Origin of the sequence: Paludibacterium sp., assembly GCF_019232825.1 — a bacterium.
GTDB lineage: Bacteria > Pseudomonadota > Gammaproteobacteria > Burkholderiales > Chromobacteriaceae > Paludibacterium.
Window position 1 is genome coordinate 68,258 of record NZ_JAFAND010000050.1, and the last position, 17,262, is coordinate 85,519.

Sequence of the window (17,262 nt, forward strand, 5' to 3'; positions counted from 1 at the left end):
CGATCACAAAGCATTATTGATTTGGACAATGCGATTGATTTCATTGATAACGCGAGAAGGATCACTGCCATCCGGGTAGAACAACACCTGATTGCCATGCGGATCGACCAGGAAAATGCCGTCATGCGCGAGCCGGCTGGCCAGGGCCGGCGCCGAAAGTGCCAGGCCGCTCGCGGGCGACGCGGCGGCATCCCCCGCCAGACGCACGGTCACCATGCGCGCCGCGGCCTCGCCCTGCGCCAAGCGGATCTGACGCAACAGGAAGCGCCGCGCCATGCAGGCGGCGTCGCACGTGCCCGGCTCGACGCTGACCAGGCTCCACACGCCCCGGGGCCAGCCCGGCAGCGCCGCGGCGGCAAAGGGCTCGGCCGGCAGCAACTGGCCATAGCTGTGCTGCGCCAGGGCAGGCGAAAAGCGGAACACGCCCCATGCCGCCAGCACCGGCAGCAGACTCAGGCAGGCCATCGCCAACAGCACGCGCCGGCCGCGCGCCTGGCGGTTCACGATGGCCTCCCGCGGCGCACGAAACGGCCCGCCGCGAACAGCAAGCCAAGGCTCATCAACAGCCACTGCAGCGCATAACCGTAGTGGCGCTCGGGCGCGATGTCCGGCAGCGCCGGCCACGGCACGAGCGGCGCCGGCGCTTGCGCCAGCACCACCACGCCGTCGTGGAGCGGCACACCGAGCGCCCGGCGCAGCGCCGGCCAATCGATGGCGTCGAGGCGCCCTGCCGCCGCCAAGGCGGCACCGGGCAAGGTGAAACGGCGCGGCGACGGCATCCAACGGCCCTCGGCACCGTCCAACGCCCGCGGCGGAGCGGCGACGGCGCCATCGGCCAGCCAGCCACGGTCGACCAGCACCGCGCGGCCGTCGGTCAACCGGTACGGCTGCAGCACGCGCACACCGGCGCGGCCATCGTCGAGTAGGGAGTTTTCCAGCAGCAGCGCCGCCCCCAGCGGCTGACCGCCGATCCGCACGCGGCGCATGTCGGGCAGCGCGGCCATGGCGGCCGGCAGCGTGGCCACACGGTCGGCGTGCGCGGCGAAGCGCGCGATCAGCCGCGCCTTGTCCGCGCCGCGCTGCCACTGCCACACCGCCAGGCCAAAGGTCAGCATCGCGGCAAGCAGCAGCGCCCAGAGCGTACTAGAGTAAAAATACCAAGCCACCCTCGGGAGACGGATCATGAAATGGCTGCTGATCGTCTTGCTGGTCTGCATCGTCCTGTCCCTCGCCTGGGGATTGACCGCTCTGTTGCGCGGCGAGCCGGCCGGCACCCGGCTCGTGCGTTCGCTGACGCTGCGCATCGGACTTTCCATTGGGCTATTCATGCTGCTGATCCTCGGCGCCGTGTTCGGCTGGTGGCGCCCGCATCACCTCTGATATCGCGCCGCCTTACAGCCAATACACGAAGACAAACAAGAACAGCCACACCACGTCGACAAAGTGCCAGTACCACGAGGCCGCTTCGAAGGCGAAGTGATGGCGTTCGTCAAAATGACCGCGCGCCACGCGCAGCCACACCACCGCCAGCATGAGGGTGCCGAGCAGCACATGCAGGCCGTGAAACCCGGTGAGCATGAAAAAGGTCATGCCGTAGGCGCCGGCGGCCAGCGTCAGATGCATGCTGTCGATTGCGTGGCGGTACTCGGTGGCCTGCAGCACCAAAAACAGCCAGCCCAGCAAAATCGTCACCGCGAGCCCCAGCGTCAGCTGCGCGCGGCGGCCCAGCACCATCGCCCAATGCGCCCAGGTCACCGTCACCGCCGAGGACAGCAGGATGAGCGTGTTCAGTGCCGGCAGCCCCCAGGCCGCCATCGCCTGGTAGGGCTGGGTGATGCCCGGGCCGGTGATGAGCGGCCAGCTCGGCATGAAGTCCGGATACAAGGTCTTGTGCTCGAAATTACCCAACGTCGGCAAGGCGATGACCCGCACGTAGAACAGCGCGCCGAAAAAGGCGCCGAAGAACATCACCTCGGAAAAGATGAACCAGCCCATGCCCCAGCGGAACGACAAATCCTCGCGCGCCAAATAGCGGCCGCGCAGGTTCTCGCGGATCACGTCGCCGAACCAGCCAAACAGCATCCAAATCAGTAGTAGCGCGCCCAGCGCCAGCAGCCACGGCCCCGCGGCGAGCGCGTTGACCGTCAGTCCGGCCCCCAGGCCGATGCAAAACAGCGCCGCCGCGCCCAACAGCGGCCAATAGGAAGGCGGCGGAACGAAATAATGCGTTTGCGACTCTGCGGCTTGTACTTCCATGACAGCCTCCTCCCCTTCGTCAGCCCGGTGACGCGGTCACCCAGGACACCAGCAACAACAACCCGCCGATCAGGCAAGCAAGTGCCAACAGCACCGCCAGCCCCACTTGCCACCAGGTGAGGCGCACATCGCGCGCCGCCGCCCGTCCCTTGCGGATGCCGGCAAACGCCGACAGCACCGCGCCCAACGCGCGCCACAACGCCATCATCCGGTCCTCTAGCTCCCCACGTCGTACAAGCTGTACGCGAGCGTGATCGAACGCATCTCCGGCGGGATCGCGCGGTCGATCACGAACACCACCGGCAACCGCCGCGTCTCGCCCGGCGCGAATGCCTGACGGCGGAAGCAAAAACAATCGATCTTCTTGATGTAGCCGGCCGCCGCCGCCGGCAGATAACGCGGCACCGCCTGGCCGACGACCTGCCGTTGGCTCGCATTGGTGATCAGGTACTCCACCGTGACGAACTGCCCCGGCTTCACCGCCAGCCGCGAGGTCAACGGCGCGACCTGCCAAGGCAGACCGGGCTGCACGGTGGCGTCGAACCGCATCTCCACCGGCAAGGCCGCCTGCGCCGCGAGGCCCGCGTCGCGCTTCATCGCGCTGATGCCGGTCAGCTGGCACACCACCTGATAGAGCGGGATCAGCGCCCAGGCGAAACCGAACATCAGCAGAACCACCAGCACGAGCTTGATGAGCAGCGCGCGGTTGGCGGCATCGCGTTGGATCGCGTTCATCACGTCACTCGTGACGGCCGCCGTGCATCGCCACCACCACGCCGTTCTCGATCACCTCCAATTCGGGCGCCTCGACAAAGGTGTGATACGGCGCCGGCGTCGGAATCTGCCATTCCAGCGTATTGGCGCCTTCCCATGGATGCTGCGGCGCCTTGACGCCGTGGCGCAGGCTGTGGAGCACGTTATAGAGCAGCATCAACTGCCCGAGGCCGAAACAGAACGCCCCCACCGAGGCGATGCTGTTGAAGGTGGTGAACTGCAATGCATAGTCGGGAATGCGGCGCGGCATACCCGCAAGCCCGAGAAAGTGCATCGGGAAGAAGGTGACGTTGAACCAGATCATCGACCACCAGAAATGAATCTTGCCCAGGCGCTCGTTGTACATGCGCCCGGTCATCTTGGGGAACCAGTAGTAGATCGCCGCGAACAACGAAAACAGCGCGCCGGCCACCAGTACGTAATGGAAATGCGCCACCACGTAATAAGTGCCGTGCAACTGGATGTCGAGCGCCGCCACCGACAGCGTCACCCCGGACAGGCCGCCGATGGTGAAGAGCAGGATGAAGCCGATGGCGAACAACATCGGCGTTTCGAACGTCATCGCCCCCTGCCACATGGTGGCGATCCAGTTGAACACCTTCACCCCGGTCGGCACGGCGATCAGCATGGTGGCGTACATGAAGAACAGCTGCACCGTCGCCGGCAGGCCGGTGACGAACATGTGATGCGCCCACACCATGAACGACAGCACGCCGATGGATGCGGTGGCGTACACCATCGAGGTGTAGCCGAACAGCGGCTTGCGGCTGAAGCTCGGGATCACTTGGCTGACGATGCCGAAAGCCGGCAGCGCCATGATGTACACCTCGGGATGGCCGAAGAACCAGAACACGTGCTGATACAGGATCGGGTCGCCGCCGCCGGCGGCGTTGAAGAAGTGCGTGCCGAAATGGCGGTCTGTCAGCACCATGGTCACCGCGCCGGCCAGCACCGGCATGACGGCAATGATCAGAAACGCCGTCACGAGCGAGGTCCAGGCGAACATCGGCATCTTCATCAGCGTCATGCCCGGCGCGCGAAGGTTGAGCACCGTGACGATGATGTTGATCGACCCCATGATCGAGCTGATCCCCAGAATGTGGATGGCGAAGATGGTCAGGTCCATGCCCATGCCGAGCTGGGTCGACAACGGCGCGTACAGCGTCCATCCGGCCGCCGCCGCGCCGCCGGGCACGAAAAAGGCCAACAGCAGCAACAGCGCCGCGGGCGGCAACAGCCAGAAGCTCCAGTTGTTCATGCGCGCGAAGGCCATGTCCGGCGCGCCGATCAGCAGCGGCAGCATCCAGTTGGCCATGCCGGTGAACGCCGGCATGATGGCGCCGAACACCATGATCAGGCCGTGCGAGGTGGTCAGCTGATTGAATACCTCGGGGTGGAACAACTTCAGCCCAGGCCGGAACAATTCGGCGCGGATGCATAGCGCCATGACGCCGCCGGTGAAGAACATGCACAAGGAAAACCACAAATACAGCGTGCCGATATCCTTGTGGTTGGTGGCGGTCAGCCAGCGCGTCAATCCGCGCGGCGGACCGTGATGATGCGCGGCGTGGTCGTGAATTGCGTCGATTGCCATCGGTTGCCTCCTGCTTGAAATCAGCTATTGCCGCTCGCGCCGGCCCGCGCCGCGCGGATTTCTTTCGGCTGTACAAATTCACCGGTGTGATTGCTCCAGGCGTTGCGCTCGAAAGTGATCACCGCGGCGATCTCGGTATCGGACAACTGTTTGCCCCAGGCCGGCATCGCGGTATTGCGCTTGCTGCCATTGAGCACGATGTCGATATGCGCCGCCTTGTTCTTGGTGACGATCGGCGAACCGTCGAGCGCCGGGAACGTACCGGGGATGCCACGGCCATTGGCCTGATGGCAGGGAATGCAGTTCTGGCTGTAGACCTGCTGGCCGCGTGCCTTGAGTTCGTCCAGGGTCCACGTCTTGTTCGGATCATCGGCGTTGGCCTGCGCCGCCTTTTTGCGCTCGGCCACCCACTTGTCGTAATCGGCGGGGCTCTTGGCCTCGACCACGATCGGCATGAAGCCGTGGTCCTTGCCGCACAGCTCGGTGCACTGGCCGCGATAGACGCCGGGCTGGTCGACCAGGAACCAGGTATCGCGGTAATACCCCGGAATCGCGTCCTGCTTCACCCCCAGCTGCGGCACGTACCAGGAATGGATGACGTCGTTCGCGGTCAGCAGCAGCCGGACCTTCTTGCCTGTCGGCACCACCAACGGCTCGTCCACTTCCAGCAAATATTCCGGCCGCCGCACCGCCGCCGGATCGTCGCGCGGCGTGGCCAGATGGCTCATGAACCCAAAGCCCTGATCGAGATAGTCGTAACGCCATTTCCACTGATAGCCGGTGATCTTGATCGTCATGTCCTCGCCGGTGACGCTTTTTTGCGCCAACACCGCGCGCGTGGCCGGCCAGGCGATCGCCACCAGAATCAGGAAGGGAATCAGGGTCCAGAGAATCTCGACCGTGGTGTTTTCGTGGAACTGACGGGCTTGATAGCCCGCCGCCTTGCGGTGGCGCACGATGGCGTACATCATCACCGCCAGCACGCCAACGAAGATCAACCCGGTAATGATCAACAACAGGGTATGCAGCGTATACTCCTGCGCGGCCATCGGCGTGGCCGGCGTCTGCAGATTGAGCTGTTCGGCGCGCACGCTGGCCGAACAGCACAGCAGTAGCACTATGCTGCGCGCATAAGACATCGTCTTTTCCCCTTTGCCAAAGACAAAAATCCGCCACCCGGTAGATTCAAATTTTAGAAAGCCAGTCAAGAAAAACAAGACGTCATCTTGATGCAGCGCAAAAGATGACGGAGACAAGCCCGTTTGCATAAGCCCCCAATAGGGCATCGGTACAGTTGCTTGCACCCATTCCGCCATCTAATGACAGAAAAGTTCCCAAATTGCGCCATCCTTTGTGCCAGCACCAGGTAAGGCACATCCGAGGGGCGGGGCCACTCTTAACAGACCCATCCCCACGTCAAGGAAGCAACCATGCATCTGGGCATCACACGCATCACCGATCACCTCTCCCGCGCGGCCGCTCGCGAGGACACCGAAGCCGGCAACCGATCCATCGCCAATCAGCTGGCCAAAGCCCGCCATTTCACGCCTGATCGCATTTGTACCGGCCTGGCCGCCGATGACACGCTCGACGGCACGTCCGGCAACGACCTGCTCTATGGCGGCGGCGGCGACGACCGGCTCTACGGCCGCGCCGGCAACGACCTGTTGCATGGCGGAACGGGAAGCGATCAGCTGTTCGGGCTGGACGGCGACGATCAGCTCTTCGGCGGCAGCGGCCATGACGAGTTGTTCGGCGGCGCCGGCAACGACCGGCTTGCCGGCGGCGAGGGCGACGACGATCTCTCCGGCGGCCAGGGCAGGGACACGCTCTACGGCGGCAGCGGCGATGACTGGCTGTTTGGCGATTACGCCGGCAGCACGAGCTACGGTGACGACGACCGGCTCTATGGCGGCGCGGGCGACGATACCTTGCTCGGCGGCCCGGGCAACGACCAGCTCTCGGGTGGAGAGGGTGACGACCGCCTGCTCGGCGATGGCATCGACCAGAATGAACGCGCCGGACATGACCTACTGTCCGGCGATGCCGGCGACGACTGGCTGGCAGGCGGCGCCGGCAATGACGCGCTCGATGGCGGCGATGGCGATGACCGGCTCGTCGGCGGCAAGGGCGACGATATCCTGTTAGGCGGCTCGGGCCGCGACACCTTCGTCTGGGATAAGGGTGATCTGGGCGGCACCGATTGCGTGCTGGACTTCCGCCCGGGCGAGGACACGGTGCAGCTGAAGGAGATCAGCGCCGACAGGCTGTCGCTGTCCTTCGACGGCGCGCACAGCACGCTGCGCTTGACCGGTGAGAACGGTGAACGGCTGCAGACCGTGCACTTCGAAGGCGTCGATTTGCGCAATGGCGAATCGGAGGCCCTGGCCCTGCGCCGGTTGCTCGACCAGGGAACGATCCAGGCCTGACAGGACAACCCCAAGAAAAGCCGTGCAGCGATGCGTCCATTTTCTCCCAGGCCGTCGTCCATATCGCGGCAACTTCCGTGAGCAGCGCTGACCTCATCCGCATTTCCCCACAAAAAGGAGAACGCGATGACCATCCCTACCACCCGTCCAAGGCCTGCCGGCGAATGGCTTATCGGCACGGACGGCGGCGATTTGCTTATCGGCGGCGATGACGGCGACTGCATCGACGGCGGCGCCGGCGACGATCAACTGGTCGGTAACGGCGGCGACGATCGGCTCTTTGGCGGCAGCGGCGACGACGAACTGTTCGGCGAGGACGGCGACGATCAGATCGAAGGCGGCGACGGCAACGACCTACTCCAAGGCGACGGCGGCGACGACACCCTTTGCGGCGGCGCGGGCAACGACGAACTTCTCGGCGGCACCGGCAACGACGCGCTCGACGGCGGAGAGGGCGACGACCTGCTTCACGGCAGCCGCGGCGACAACCTGCTTCGCGGCGGTGGTGGGCGCGATCTGTTTACCTGGCATGCCCAGGAACTCGGCGGCGCCGATCGCATCGCCGACTTCCAGCGGGAAGAGGACCGCCTGAGATTTTCGGGTATCGACACGACGCGGCTCACGCTGTCGTTTGACGGCGACGATACCCTGATCGCCATTCGCGATCCAAGCGGTGCCGAGGCGCACCGGGTACGCCTCGAAGGCGTCGATTTGCTCTCGGGCGCGTCCGAGGCCGAGGCGCTCGCCCGGCTGATCGACACCCGCACGATCCTGTCCTAGGAGGAAGAGGCCATGACCACCCAAAACCACTTCAACTTGCCGCGCCGCCTGATCGGCAACCCCGGCGACGATTTACTGGCTGGCGACGGCGGCGACGACTGGATCGCCGGTGCGGCCGGCGATGATGCCCTATTCGGCGGCGACGGCAACGATCGCCTTTACGGCGGCGATGGTGACGACCTGCTCGAAGGCGGCGATGGCGGCGACCGCTTGTTTGGCGATGACGGCGGCGACCATCTGTACGGCGGTGACGGGCAAGACCTGCTCGATGGCGGCGACGGCGACGATCAGCTGTTCGGCGAGGCCGGCCATGACGCGCTCTATGGCGGTGGCGGTCAAGACGCGCTCGACGGCGGCGGCGGTGACGACGCGCTCGATGGCGGCGATGGCGACGACCGGCTGTTCGGCGGTGACGGCCACGACAGACTCCACGGCGGCCAGGGCAACGACCGGCTCTACGGCGAAGGCGGCATCAACCAACTTTTCGGCGACGCCGGCGACGATGAGCTGACAGGCGGCGACGACGGCAACCAGCTATTCGGCGGCGATGGCAATGACCGTGTCGCCGGCGGTACCGGCCAGGATCTGATCGGTGGCGGCCAGGGTGACGACGTGCTGATCGGCGGCGCCGGCCGCGACGTTTTCGTCTGGCGCCAGGAGGATCTGGGCGGCAACGACCGTATTACCGACTTCGACGCGGGAGACGATGTGCTGAGATTCGATGGCATCATGGCGGATCAGCTATCGCTCGAGGTTCACCGCGCGCCGACCACTCGCCTCGACACGTCGACTGCGCGTCCAGCGGACACACCCTGCTACGCCGTCAAGGCGACCGTGCAGGTCTTCAGCCCATCGGGAACGCTGCTGCAAAGCGTGCACATCGCCGACGGGCGTGGCCAATTCGAGGGCGGATCGGATGCGGAAATCCTGCGGCGCCTGCTCGATCAGGGCGCCATCCAAATCTAGTCTGATGGATCAAGGCACCAGCCACATGGCTTAGGGACCCTCCGAACCAGCGATTTACCGCTGCGGCGGCCCCTGGCGGGATGGGATGCGCGGCGCGGGGCGCCGTGGAGGTAGGGTCTGTCTGCAAATCTTTTGCGGCTGCGGCCGGTGTCCGCCGGATGCAGCGCGAGCAGAGCGCCCCGCCGCAGTGTCACTCACAGCCAGGGGCAAACGGCAACGTGATGCGCCGGCAGATGTCGGCCCGACACAGTGGCAAATAACTTGTTCAGAGGGTCCTTAGCTGTTTTTCCGCTAGATGAAAGAGGCCAGAGCACCTCCCTTTCTTTCCTGTCGATGACAGAACAAGCTGTTCTTGCTACGGAACGTGCGCGATCCAACAACTTTTCTTCCGCGCCTCACTCCTTGCAGGAGGCCGTATCGGCCTTCTGACTTTTTCTTCACTAAGGAGCGAACCATGGCGATGTCAACCAACCACGACAACCCTCGCGCGCAGGAGGCCCCCCGCGAGCCCGGCATCTTTATCGGCACGGCCGATGACGACCAGATCACGGGTAGCCCGTGGCATGATCTGATCGAGGGCGGTCAGGGCAACGACAAACTAGCTGGCGCCGCGGGCCGCAATTTCTATTATTGGCATTACAGTGATCTCGGCGGCACCGATCTCGTGGAAGACTTTTTTCCTGCCAAGGATACCCTGGTGTTCGATGGCGTAACCGCCACAAACCTGTCGCTAACGACCGAGGAGATGGACACGGTCGTCGTCGTTCACGGCGAGGACGGCGCGGTGCTGCAGCGCGTTGTGCTTCTGGGCGTCGATCTCGGCGACGGCACGCCGGCGGCCAAACTGGAGCAACTGCTGTCCCAAGGTGCAATCAGCTTCGACACCTACGAAGAGGATGAATGCGAGAACCCGGATGACGAAGGCGCAGCCAATGAAGGCATCGCCTTCACCGCGAACGGACTTGGCAACGACGAGGCCGTCTTCGTCGCCGACAACTCGGAACAAGCAATGCTGCAACGGATGATAGACGACGGCCCGCCGTTGCACTGACTCGTCCATTACGGGGCATAGGGCAGCGTCAAGAGCCGCGGCGCCCCTAGATGCCGGTCGAGCGTCGCCAGATTATCCTCATAGGCCGGCATCCGCGGCACCACCTGATTGGCCACCCAGCCGGCGAATTCACAGCCGGCGGCGCGAATCGCCTGCGCGGTCAACAGCGCGTGATTGATGCAGCCCAGGCGCATGCCCACCACCAGAATCACCGGCAGACCCAGCGCGGCGGCCAGATCGGCCATGAAATGGTCGCCGGACAATGGCGCGAACCAGCCGCCGGCGCCCTCGACCGCCACGCGGTCGTACTGCGGCGCCAGGCGCTGATAGTGTTCGACGATCGTCTCCAGCTTGATCTCGATCCCGGCTTGTGCGGCAGCGATATGCGGCGAAATCGGCGGCAGAAAACGGTATGGATTCATCAGATCGAGATCCGTCTGACCGGTCACCGCCACCAGGCGGCACACGTCATCGTTGAGCCAGTGACCCGCCTCGTCCACCTCGCAGCCGGAGGCCACCGGCTTCATTGCTCCAGCGCGCAGCCCCTCGCCTTGCCATTGCCGCAGCAATTTGACGGTAGAATACGTCTTGCCAATCTCGGTATCCGTACCGGTAATGAAATATCCCTGGCTTTGAAGCATGATGTCGCCCTTTGCGTACGCTACAGACTGAAGTGCGCTGTTATGACGCAAACCCGGCGCTAGCGCAAGCCGATTGCCCGTAAAGAATGGATGGAATGAAACCGGAAGACGTATTGAACAACTTGCACAGCCTCAGCGGTCCGATGTTGTGGAGCACACTGATCATCTTGGCCGTGGCGTTTGTGGCCAACCTGCTGTACTACCGCACCCTGCAGCGGGCAATGCGGACCATCGCCCCCGAGCGCCGGCCCTGCGCGCCCGCCTTGGTCTGGGTATCGCTGTTGCCGCTGATCGGCATTCTCTGGTTCATGGCCTACATCATCATGCTGTCGCTGGGACTGCAGCGCGAGCTGCGCGCGCGCGGCCTGCCGGGCAATGGCGCCTTTGGCGTCACCCTTGGCACCGTGACGCTGTTCGCGCTGTTTCTGGTGCCCGGCTACCGGCTGTACGTGGTGTTCCCGGCCATGCTGATCTGGCTCGCCCACTGGCGCCGCATGGCGGTTTACCGCAAGCTGCTGGCCGAACCGGTGTATTTGATGGTGGATTGACGCCGCCGCGCGGCGAGGTGCATCGCGTAGAAAATGGCGATGCCGATCATGCCGCCGGCGACCACGTTGATCAGCCGCGAGCCTTCCTGCAACAGACTGCCGCCCAGCAAGGTGATGATCAGCGCGTGGCCGGCGCAGCGCGCGGCGAACGCCGGGCGGTATTCGCGAAAGGCGACGATGGTCACCAGGGTCAGCAAGCCCGCCAAATTGATCCAGAAGTCGCTATGCGGCACCAGGAACAAGCCGAGCGCGATGCCGCTCGGCACACCGATGAGCGCGCCAAACACCCGGTCGCGGATCTTCTTCGACGTGCTGTTCAATTCACCGGTGATCACGCTGGCCGCCGACCAGATGAACCACTGCCCTTCCGGAATGGCGTGGCGCTCGAATAGCCAGGCGCACAAGCCTACCGCCAACGCGGCGGCCAAGGCCGGCATCCAGGCGTCGATGCCGTCGCCCAGCCGCCGCTCCAGATGGTGCCAACGCAGCCAGTGGCGCCACAACGCCCCTTCGCGCGACCAGGTGGCATAACGATGCAGCAGGCTGATCAGCAGCACCGGCAACAGCCCCCACAGCAGATACGGCACGAGCTGCGCGGCGATGGTCAGCCGGTCGCCCCGCCAGCCCTCGCCGTTTTCGATGGCGGAATACAAGATCGGGATGAAGGTCCAGGTGCCGAAGCTACGCAACCGCCGGTCCCAGCCGGTCAGGCCGAGCAGAAACACCCCGAGGCTCGCGCACATCGGCACGAACAGCCACGGGTGCGGCACGGCGAGAAACAACGCCAAAAAGCCCAGCACCATCGCCGCGCCGTGCAGCAGCACCAGCGGCGGGCCCGAGCGGGTTTCCCGGTAGACGATCAACGCGGAAATGGTGACGACCGTGGCTTTCTGCCAATTGTCGTCGTGGCGCCATTCGGCCAATAGGAAAAACGGCAGCAGGCACAAGACCGCCGCCAAAATAGAAGTGCCGCGGAACATGCGACCCAATCGCACGACCTGAGGCTGAATCAACTGCCGCACTGCCGGACCTTCCTCAATCATCTATTAAAGCAATTTCTAATATAGATAATCGACACGCCCCCCGCTCTGATGCAGCGCAAAAGTTGTTCAAAAACAAGCCGCCGACCTTGTGAGTCGGCGGCTTTTCCCGGCGCGGGGTAACGCGCGGAAATCGAACGGTCGGCCTTGTGAGCCTGGGATTTTTCGCGGGCACCTTGCCGACAACGGGACGGGAGCGGCAGGGCGCGGGACGAACGGCAGTTACAACTGAGGGTTGAGCCAGTTCTCCTTGCCGTGGAACTTGTTGAGCGCCGACAGGTAGGCCTTGGCCGACGCCACGATAATGTCGGTGTCGGCGCCCAAGCCGTTGACGATGGTGCCGTCGCGCGCCAGCCGCACGGTCACCTCGCCTTGCGATTCGGTGCCCTTGGTGATGGCGTTGACCGAATACAGCTGCAATTCGGCGCCGCTGTTGACCACCGACTCGATTGCCTTGAAGGCGGCATCGACCGGGCCGGAGCCGCTGCTCACAGCGCGCTGCTCGGCGTCGGCATCGGCGAAGACGATTTCGGCGCGCGGCTCCTCGCCGGTTTCGGTGTTGATCTTGAGCGACACGAACTTGAAGTCCTCGCGCTCGACGCCACCGACGCCGTCGGACAACAGCGCATACAGGTCCTCGTCGAACACTTCGCGTTTCTTGTCGGCCAGATCCTTGAACTTGGCGAAGGCGGCGTTGAGCGCCTCCTCGCTGGCCAATTCAATGCCGAGCTCGGTCAGTTTGGTCTTGAAGGCATTGCGGCCGGACAGCTTACCCAGCGTCAAGCGGTTGGCGCTCCAGCCGACACTCTCGGCCGACATGATCTCGTAGGTCTCGCGGTGCTTGAGCACGCCGTCCTGATGGATGCCGGATTCGTGCGCGAAGGCATTGGCGCCGACGATGGCCTTGTTCGGCTGCACCGGGTAGCCGGTGATGGTCGACACCAGCTTCGAGGTCGGCACGATCTGAGTGCTATCGATGCCGGTTTCCAATCCAAACAGGTCGCTGCGCGTTTTGACCGCCATCACCACCTCTTCCAGGCTGGCATTGCCGGCGCGTTCGCCCAGGCCATTGATCGTGCACTCCACTTGGCGCGCGCCGGCCTCGACCGCCGCCAACGAATTGGCCACGGCCATGCCCAGATCGTTATGGCAGTGCGTCGACCAGATCACTTGATCGCTGTTGGACACGCGCTCGATCAGCGTGCGCATGCGCTGGTGCCACAGCGACGGAATCGAATAGCCGACGGTATCCGGCACGTTGATGGTGCGCGCGCCGGCCTGAATCACCGCGTCGAAGATGCGTACCAGAAAGTCCATGTCCGAGCGCACGGCGTCCTCGGCGGAAAACTCGACATCGTCGGTGTAGTTGCGCGCCAGTTTGACCGCCCGCACCGCCGCCTCGACCACCTGGTCCGGCGACATGCGTAGCTTCTTCTCCATGTGGATCGGGCTCGTGGCGATGAAGGTATGGATACGGCCGCGGTTGGCCGGCTTGATCGCCTCGCCGGCGGCGCGTACGTCGTTGTCGTTGGCGCGCGCCAGCGAACAGACGGTCGAATCCTTCACCAGTCCGGCGATGGCTTGAATCGCCAGCGCATCGCCCGGGCTCGCCGCGGCGAACCCAGCCTCGATGATGTCCACGCCCAGCCGCTCCAGCTGGCGCGCGATGCGCACCTTTTCCTCGCGCGTCATCGCGGCGCCCGGACTTTGCTCGCCATCGCGCAAGGTGGTGTCGAAAATAAACAAACGATCGCCCATCTTGTGGTTTCTCCCTATTGCAGCAGACATTGGCGCCACGGCCAGATAGTCGTTGTAATTAAAGGTTCTGCCTTGATTAGCCGCTAACTGCGCCAGCTTGTTGAGCTGGGTCAGCGGCAGGCTGCCGCGCTCTCTCCATTTGTAGATTGCGGCGCGCGAAACCGGCTCATCGGGGAAAGTCCGGGTCAAGGCCTCGGCCAGTCGTCCAGGCCCGCCAAAGTCTTCGATCAGTCGCTCGATGTCCAATTGCATGTCTCACTCCGCCGCTTATGTGCTTTCACAGTGCCGAAGTGGAGACAACATGTCAAATAACTGAACGAATTTTCTGCAAATTAGGTGTTGCAGATAAGACAAACTACGAATTATTGGACATATTGTCCATTAAAGTAGATCGGAAAGGCTGGAAACGGACTGGACAACCTGCTCGCGCAGAAAACGATGCAGCGGGTGGCTATCGTTGCGCCGATGCCAGATCAGATTGATCTGGATGCGCAAGGCGGGATCAAGCGGGAGATGGTGAAGGTCAGGCAAGGCGGCAAACAACGGCAGATAAAACGCGGGCTGAATCGAAATCAGCGGCGCCTGCTGCAAAATCCGGCCGGTGGCCATCAGGCTCGCCGACATGGCGACAATGCGGCGCGACAAGCCATGTTCGGCAAACAGATGATCGACCACGCCGGCTTGGCTGCCGCGGTAACTGCTGGCCACCTGTTCGCAGGCGGCCAGCTCGGCCAGGCCGGGCTTAGGCGGCAACGATAGCTGACGACGCGAAAACAACGCGACAAAACCGCTCTCGCCGAGCAACTGCTGGCCGTGCCAATCGCGCGTCATCAGCGGCGCGGCGCTGATGAGCAAGTCCACCTCGTCGCGGTCGAGCGCCGCCAGTTGCTGGTCGATTTCCAGCAACTGCGCACGCAATTGCACACCTGGCGCGCGCTGACGCAAGCGGGCGATCAATGCCGGGTAGAGCAGCGCCTCCAGGCCATCCGGCGCGGCGATGGCATAAGACGCCGTCACCCGCGCCGGGTCGAAATCGCCGGCGCTGAACAGAATGCGGTTGGCCAGCGTCAGCCAGTCGCGGATCGGCCCGGCCAGCGCCAGCGCGCGCGCCGTCGGCTCCATGCGGCTGCCGCTGCGGATGAACAGCGGGTCGTGGAACACCTCGCGCAACCGCGCCAAGGCATGGCTCATCGCCGGCTGGCCCAGGTGCAGCCGCGCGGCGGCGCGGCTGACGTGGCGCGCCTCGAATAGCGCGTCAAAAGCCACCAGCAGGTTCAGATCGACGCGGCGCAGGTCGCCGTGCGTAAAATCGACATCGTGCATGATCCTAATTATAACAATCGATTTCCATAATGATCTGGCGATTGCGACAATGACAGCATGCTTTTTTCGCCGTCCCCCGCATCCGACCCTTCCCGTGTTCCGCCCCGCCACGCGCTGACCATCGCCGCGCTGGTGGGTTTGGAATATTTGCAGACCATCATGGTGTCGTTTGGCGCCAGTTACATCTCCGGCGGCATCGACGCCGCGCCGGAAGAATTCAGCCTGGCAGCGGCCGCCTATGCCACCGTGGCCGTGCTGACCATCCTGGCGCATCGTTGGCTGGTGCAGCGCATCGGCTACCGCCGGCTGCTGCGGCTATCGCTGCTCGCCTTCGCGCTCGGCGCCCTGGTGTGCGCCAACGCCGATTCGGTCGGCGGCTTCATTGCCGGACGTATGCTGGCCGCCTGTGGCGGCGGCGCCTTCTTCACCGCCGCGCGCGTGCAGGTGCTGCACCACGACGGTCCGGCACGCATACCGGCGCTGCTGGCGGTGCCAACCGGCATCATGCTCGCCTCGGCGGCGGCGCCGTGGCTTGCCAGTTGGCTGGTGCAAGATTGGAATTGGCGCGCGCTGTTCTGGCTCATACTGCCGCTGAGCGCGCTGGTGGACCGGCTGGTGGCCGTCACGGTGCCGCAGCGCGAGCCGGTGCCGCCGCCCGGCCCCGACCGGATCCATCCGGCCGGCATCGTGCTGCTGACCTTGGGCATCTTTAGTTTGCAATTCATGCTGGAACGCAGCCGCTACGATCTGTTCGGCCACCCGGCGATACCGCTGATCGGCATGCTGCTGGCGCTGGCGCTGTTCATTGGTTATCTATGGTACGAGTGGCACACGCCGCGGCCGCTGATCCGTTACCGGCGCTTCGCCGGTCCACGGTTCTGGTTCGGCATGGCGGTCTACGCCATCGGCTATCTGGTGGTGTCCGGCTGCAACTACGTGCTGCCGCTGTACATGGTGCAGGGCCTGGGATTCACGCTCGACAACATCGGCGGCATCATGGGTTGGAGTTCGCTGCTGGGGTTGCCGGTGGCGTATCTGCATTTTCAGTTCCTGCGGCGCTGGCCCAACCTGCGCGGCTGCCTGCGCGCCGGCATGCTGATGCTGGCGCTGTTCGCCTGGCTCGCCGCGCGGCTCTCGCCGCAGGCCACGCTGTGGCATATCGCGCTGGCGCTGGTCGTGCTCAACGCGCTATTCATGCCGCTGATGCTCGGCACGGCGGCGGCCAGCACCTTCCGCGGCGTTCCCGACTCGGCCTTCAGCCACGCTTATCAAGTGAAAAACGCCATGCGCGAAATCGCCAACGCGCTCGGCATCTCGATCGCCACCATCGTCATGCAGATGCGCGGCGCGCTGCACTACAGCCGCCTGGCGGAAAGCACCGCCAGCCTGCCGTCCTGGTACGGCATGCCGGATCTATCGAGCCTGGCGGGCGAAATCAATCATCAAGCCACCTTCATGGCCTGCCAGGACTATTTCGTCTGCCTCGGCGTATTGGCGGCCATCGGCTTGCTGGCGCTGCAAAAACGCGCCGGCTGACACCGGCGCGTCCGTTCACTTCATTACAACATGGCGCTCAAGCGCTCGGTCTGCTGGCGCACGGTCAAGTACGGCGCTTCCAACTGCGCCAATAGCCGGTCGGCCGGCTGCGGCGTCGCGCCGGCTTGGCTCAATCGGGCCTGAATCAGCCGCAGCGTGCGCTCGGCGCGCGCCAACTCATCGGTCAACGGCGGCAGGATGGCGGTCAGACTATCCAGCAGCGGCAGCCAATCGTCGAGGCCGGTGGCCAGCAGCAGCTCCGGATTGCGATGGCGCATACGGTTCAAGCGGGTGTGGAGAACAGTGAGACGGGGAAGAGCGAGTTCAGTCGCCATAAGGCATCTCCTTGCGAGAGAAACCCACCCTAGGGACCCTCTGAGCAAGTTATTTGCCGCTGCGTTTGGTCAACAAACGGCCGGATGCAAGGCGCGCGACGCAGGTCGCAGTTATTCTGCGATGCCAAGGAGCGCAACGCCGTCAGGCGGCCGTTTGTTGGCCAAACCCTTCGGGGCGACACCTGGCGGTCGGTCTGCTTTGTTGCGCGGCTTGTGGATGGAATGACCATC

The 17,262-nt window shown here is 64.2% G+C and carries 19 protein-coding genes; 7 read left to right on the plus strand and 12 right to left on the minus strand.

Features of this window, described 5'->3' with window-relative positions; genetic code table 11:
* Positions 1-3: 3 nt before the first annotated feature.
* Positions 4-504 carry a hypothetical protein gene (locus tag JOZ06_RS06630; protein WP_293230326.1) on the minus strand — a complete coding sequence of 167 codons (501 nt, stop codon included), beginning with the start codon at positions 502-504 and terminating at the stop codon, positions 4-6.
* Positions 501-1,184 carry an SURF1 family protein gene (locus JOZ06_RS06635; RefSeq protein WP_293230328.1) on the minus strand — a complete coding sequence of 228 codons (684 nt, stop codon included), beginning with the start codon at positions 1,182-1,184 and terminating at the stop codon, positions 501-503. The genes JOZ06_RS06630 and JOZ06_RS06635 overlap by 4 nt, the downstream gene beginning before the upstream one ends.
* On the opposite strand from JOZ06_RS06635, the gene JOZ06_RS06640 reads away from it, so the two are divergent.
* On the plus strand, positions 1,183-1,380 hold the full coding sequence (locus tag JOZ06_RS06640) for a DUF2909 domain-containing protein (protein ID WP_293230331.1): 198 nt from the start codon (positions 1,183-1,185) through the stop codon (positions 1,378-1,380). The genes JOZ06_RS06635 and JOZ06_RS06640 overlap by 2 nt on opposite strands.
* A gap of 12 nt (positions 1,381-1,392) precedes the next feature.
* Here JOZ06_RS06640 and JOZ06_RS06645 read toward each other — a convergent pair whose 3' ends face one another.
* The 5 genes from JOZ06_RS06645 to coxB are packed head-to-tail and all read right to left on the minus strand — an operon-like array spanning position 1,393 to position 5,763.
* Entirely contained in the window at positions 1,393-2,256 is an 864-nt protein-coding gene (locus tag JOZ06_RS06645; protein WP_293230333.1) for a cytochrome c oxidase subunit 3, read from the minus strand.
* Between the two features lie 19 nt (positions 2,257-2,275).
* The gene (locus tag JOZ06_RS06650) at positions 2,276-2,464 is read right to left on the minus strand and encodes a DUF2970 domain-containing protein (RefSeq protein WP_293230336.1); all 189 of its coding nucleotides are present in this window, start codon (positions 2,462-2,464) and stop codon (positions 2,276-2,278) included.
* A gap of 8 nt (positions 2,465-2,472) precedes the next feature.
* Positions 2,473-2,991, minus strand: a complete 519-nt coding sequence (locus tag JOZ06_RS06655; protein ID WP_293230338.1) for a cytochrome c oxidase assembly protein — start codon at positions 2,989-2,991, stop codon at positions 2,473-2,475.
* Between the two features lie 4 nt (positions 2,992-2,995).
* Positions 2,996-4,624: a cytochrome c oxidase subunit I gene (ctaD, locus tag JOZ06_RS06660; RefSeq protein ID WP_293230341.1), complete on the minus strand. Its 1,629-nt coding sequence runs from the start codon at positions 4,622-4,624 to the stop codon at positions 2,996-2,998.
* Positions 4,625-4,644: 20 nt separating this feature from the next.
* Positions 4,645-5,763: a cytochrome c oxidase subunit II gene (coxB, locus tag JOZ06_RS06665; RefSeq protein WP_293230342.1), complete on the minus strand. Its 1,119-nt coding sequence runs from the start codon at positions 5,761-5,763 to the stop codon at positions 4,645-4,647.
* 291 nt (positions 5,764-6,054) lie between these two features.
* Here coxB and JOZ06_RS06670 point away from each other — a divergent pair, with 291 nt between their 5' ends.
* The 4 genes from JOZ06_RS06670 to JOZ06_RS06685 all read left to right on the plus strand — a co-directional run bounded on the left by JOZ06_RS06670 (position 6,055) and on the right by JOZ06_RS06685 (position 9,850).
* A complete protein-coding gene (locus JOZ06_RS06670) occupies positions 6,055-7,053 on the plus strand; it encodes a calcium-binding protein (protein ID WP_293230344.1) in 999 nt (332 codons plus the stop codon).
* Between the two features lie 126 nt (positions 7,054-7,179).
* A complete protein-coding gene (locus JOZ06_RS06675; RefSeq protein ID WP_293230346.1) occupies positions 7,180-7,833 on the plus strand; it encodes a hypothetical protein in 654 nt (217 codons plus the stop codon).
* 12 nt (positions 7,834-7,845) lie between these two features.
* Positions 7,846-8,799 carry a hypothetical protein gene (locus JOZ06_RS06680; RefSeq protein WP_293230348.1) on the plus strand — a complete coding sequence of 318 codons (954 nt, stop codon included), beginning with the start codon at positions 7,846-7,848 and terminating at the stop codon, positions 8,797-8,799.
* Between the two features lie 454 nt (positions 8,800-9,253).
* Positions 9,254-9,850, plus strand: a complete 597-nt coding sequence (locus JOZ06_RS06685) for a hypothetical protein (protein ID WP_293230351.1) — start codon at positions 9,254-9,256, stop codon at positions 9,848-9,850.
* Between the two features lie 8 nt (positions 9,851-9,858).
* Here JOZ06_RS06685 and bioD read toward each other — a convergent pair whose 3' ends face one another.
* Complete coding sequence (bioD, locus tag JOZ06_RS06690) at positions 9,859-10,491, minus strand: dethiobiotin synthase (protein WP_293230354.1); 633 nt, start codon at positions 10,489-10,491, stop codon at positions 9,859-9,861.
* Positions 10,492-10,586: 95 nt separating this feature from the next.
* Between bioD and JOZ06_RS06695 the strand changes: the two genes are divergently transcribed.
* Positions 10,587-11,039, plus strand: a complete 453-nt coding sequence (locus JOZ06_RS06695) for a hypothetical protein (RefSeq protein WP_293230356.1) — start codon at positions 10,587-10,589, stop codon at positions 11,037-11,039.
* Here JOZ06_RS06695 and JOZ06_RS06700 read toward each other — a convergent pair.
* From JOZ06_RS06700 to JOZ06_RS06710, 3 genes are all read right to left on the minus strand, one after another.
* Positions 10,994-12,061: an FUSC family protein gene (locus JOZ06_RS06700; RefSeq protein WP_293230359.1), complete on the minus strand. Its 1,068-nt coding sequence runs from the start codon at positions 12,059-12,061 to the stop codon at positions 10,994-10,996. The genes JOZ06_RS06695 and JOZ06_RS06700 overlap by 46 nt on opposite strands.
* Before the next feature lie 240 nt (positions 12,062-12,301).
* On the minus strand, positions 12,302-14,089 hold the full coding sequence (locus JOZ06_RS06705; protein WP_293230361.1) for a 2-isopropylmalate synthase: 1,788 nt from the start codon (positions 14,087-14,089) through the stop codon (positions 12,302-12,304).
* A 129-nt stretch (positions 14,090-14,218) separates the two neighbouring features.
* Positions 14,219-15,160 (minus strand): LysR family transcriptional regulator, encoded by a 942-nt coding sequence (locus tag JOZ06_RS06710; RefSeq protein ID WP_293230363.1) that lies wholly within the window; start codon positions 15,158-15,160, stop codon positions 14,219-14,221.
* Between the two features lie 57 nt (positions 15,161-15,217).
* Here JOZ06_RS06710 and JOZ06_RS06715 point away from each other — a divergent pair, with 57 nt between their 5' ends.
* A complete protein-coding gene (locus JOZ06_RS06715; RefSeq protein ID WP_293230366.1) occupies positions 15,218-16,696 on the plus strand; it encodes an MFS transporter in 1,479 nt (492 codons plus the stop codon).
* 23 nt (positions 16,697-16,719) lie between these two features.
* Here JOZ06_RS06715 and JOZ06_RS06720 read toward each other — a convergent pair whose 3' ends face one another.
* A complete protein-coding gene (locus JOZ06_RS06720; protein WP_293230369.1) occupies positions 16,720-17,031 on the minus strand; it encodes a hypothetical protein in 312 nt (103 codons plus the stop codon).
* Between the last annotated feature and the right edge of the window lie 231 nt (positions 17,032-17,262).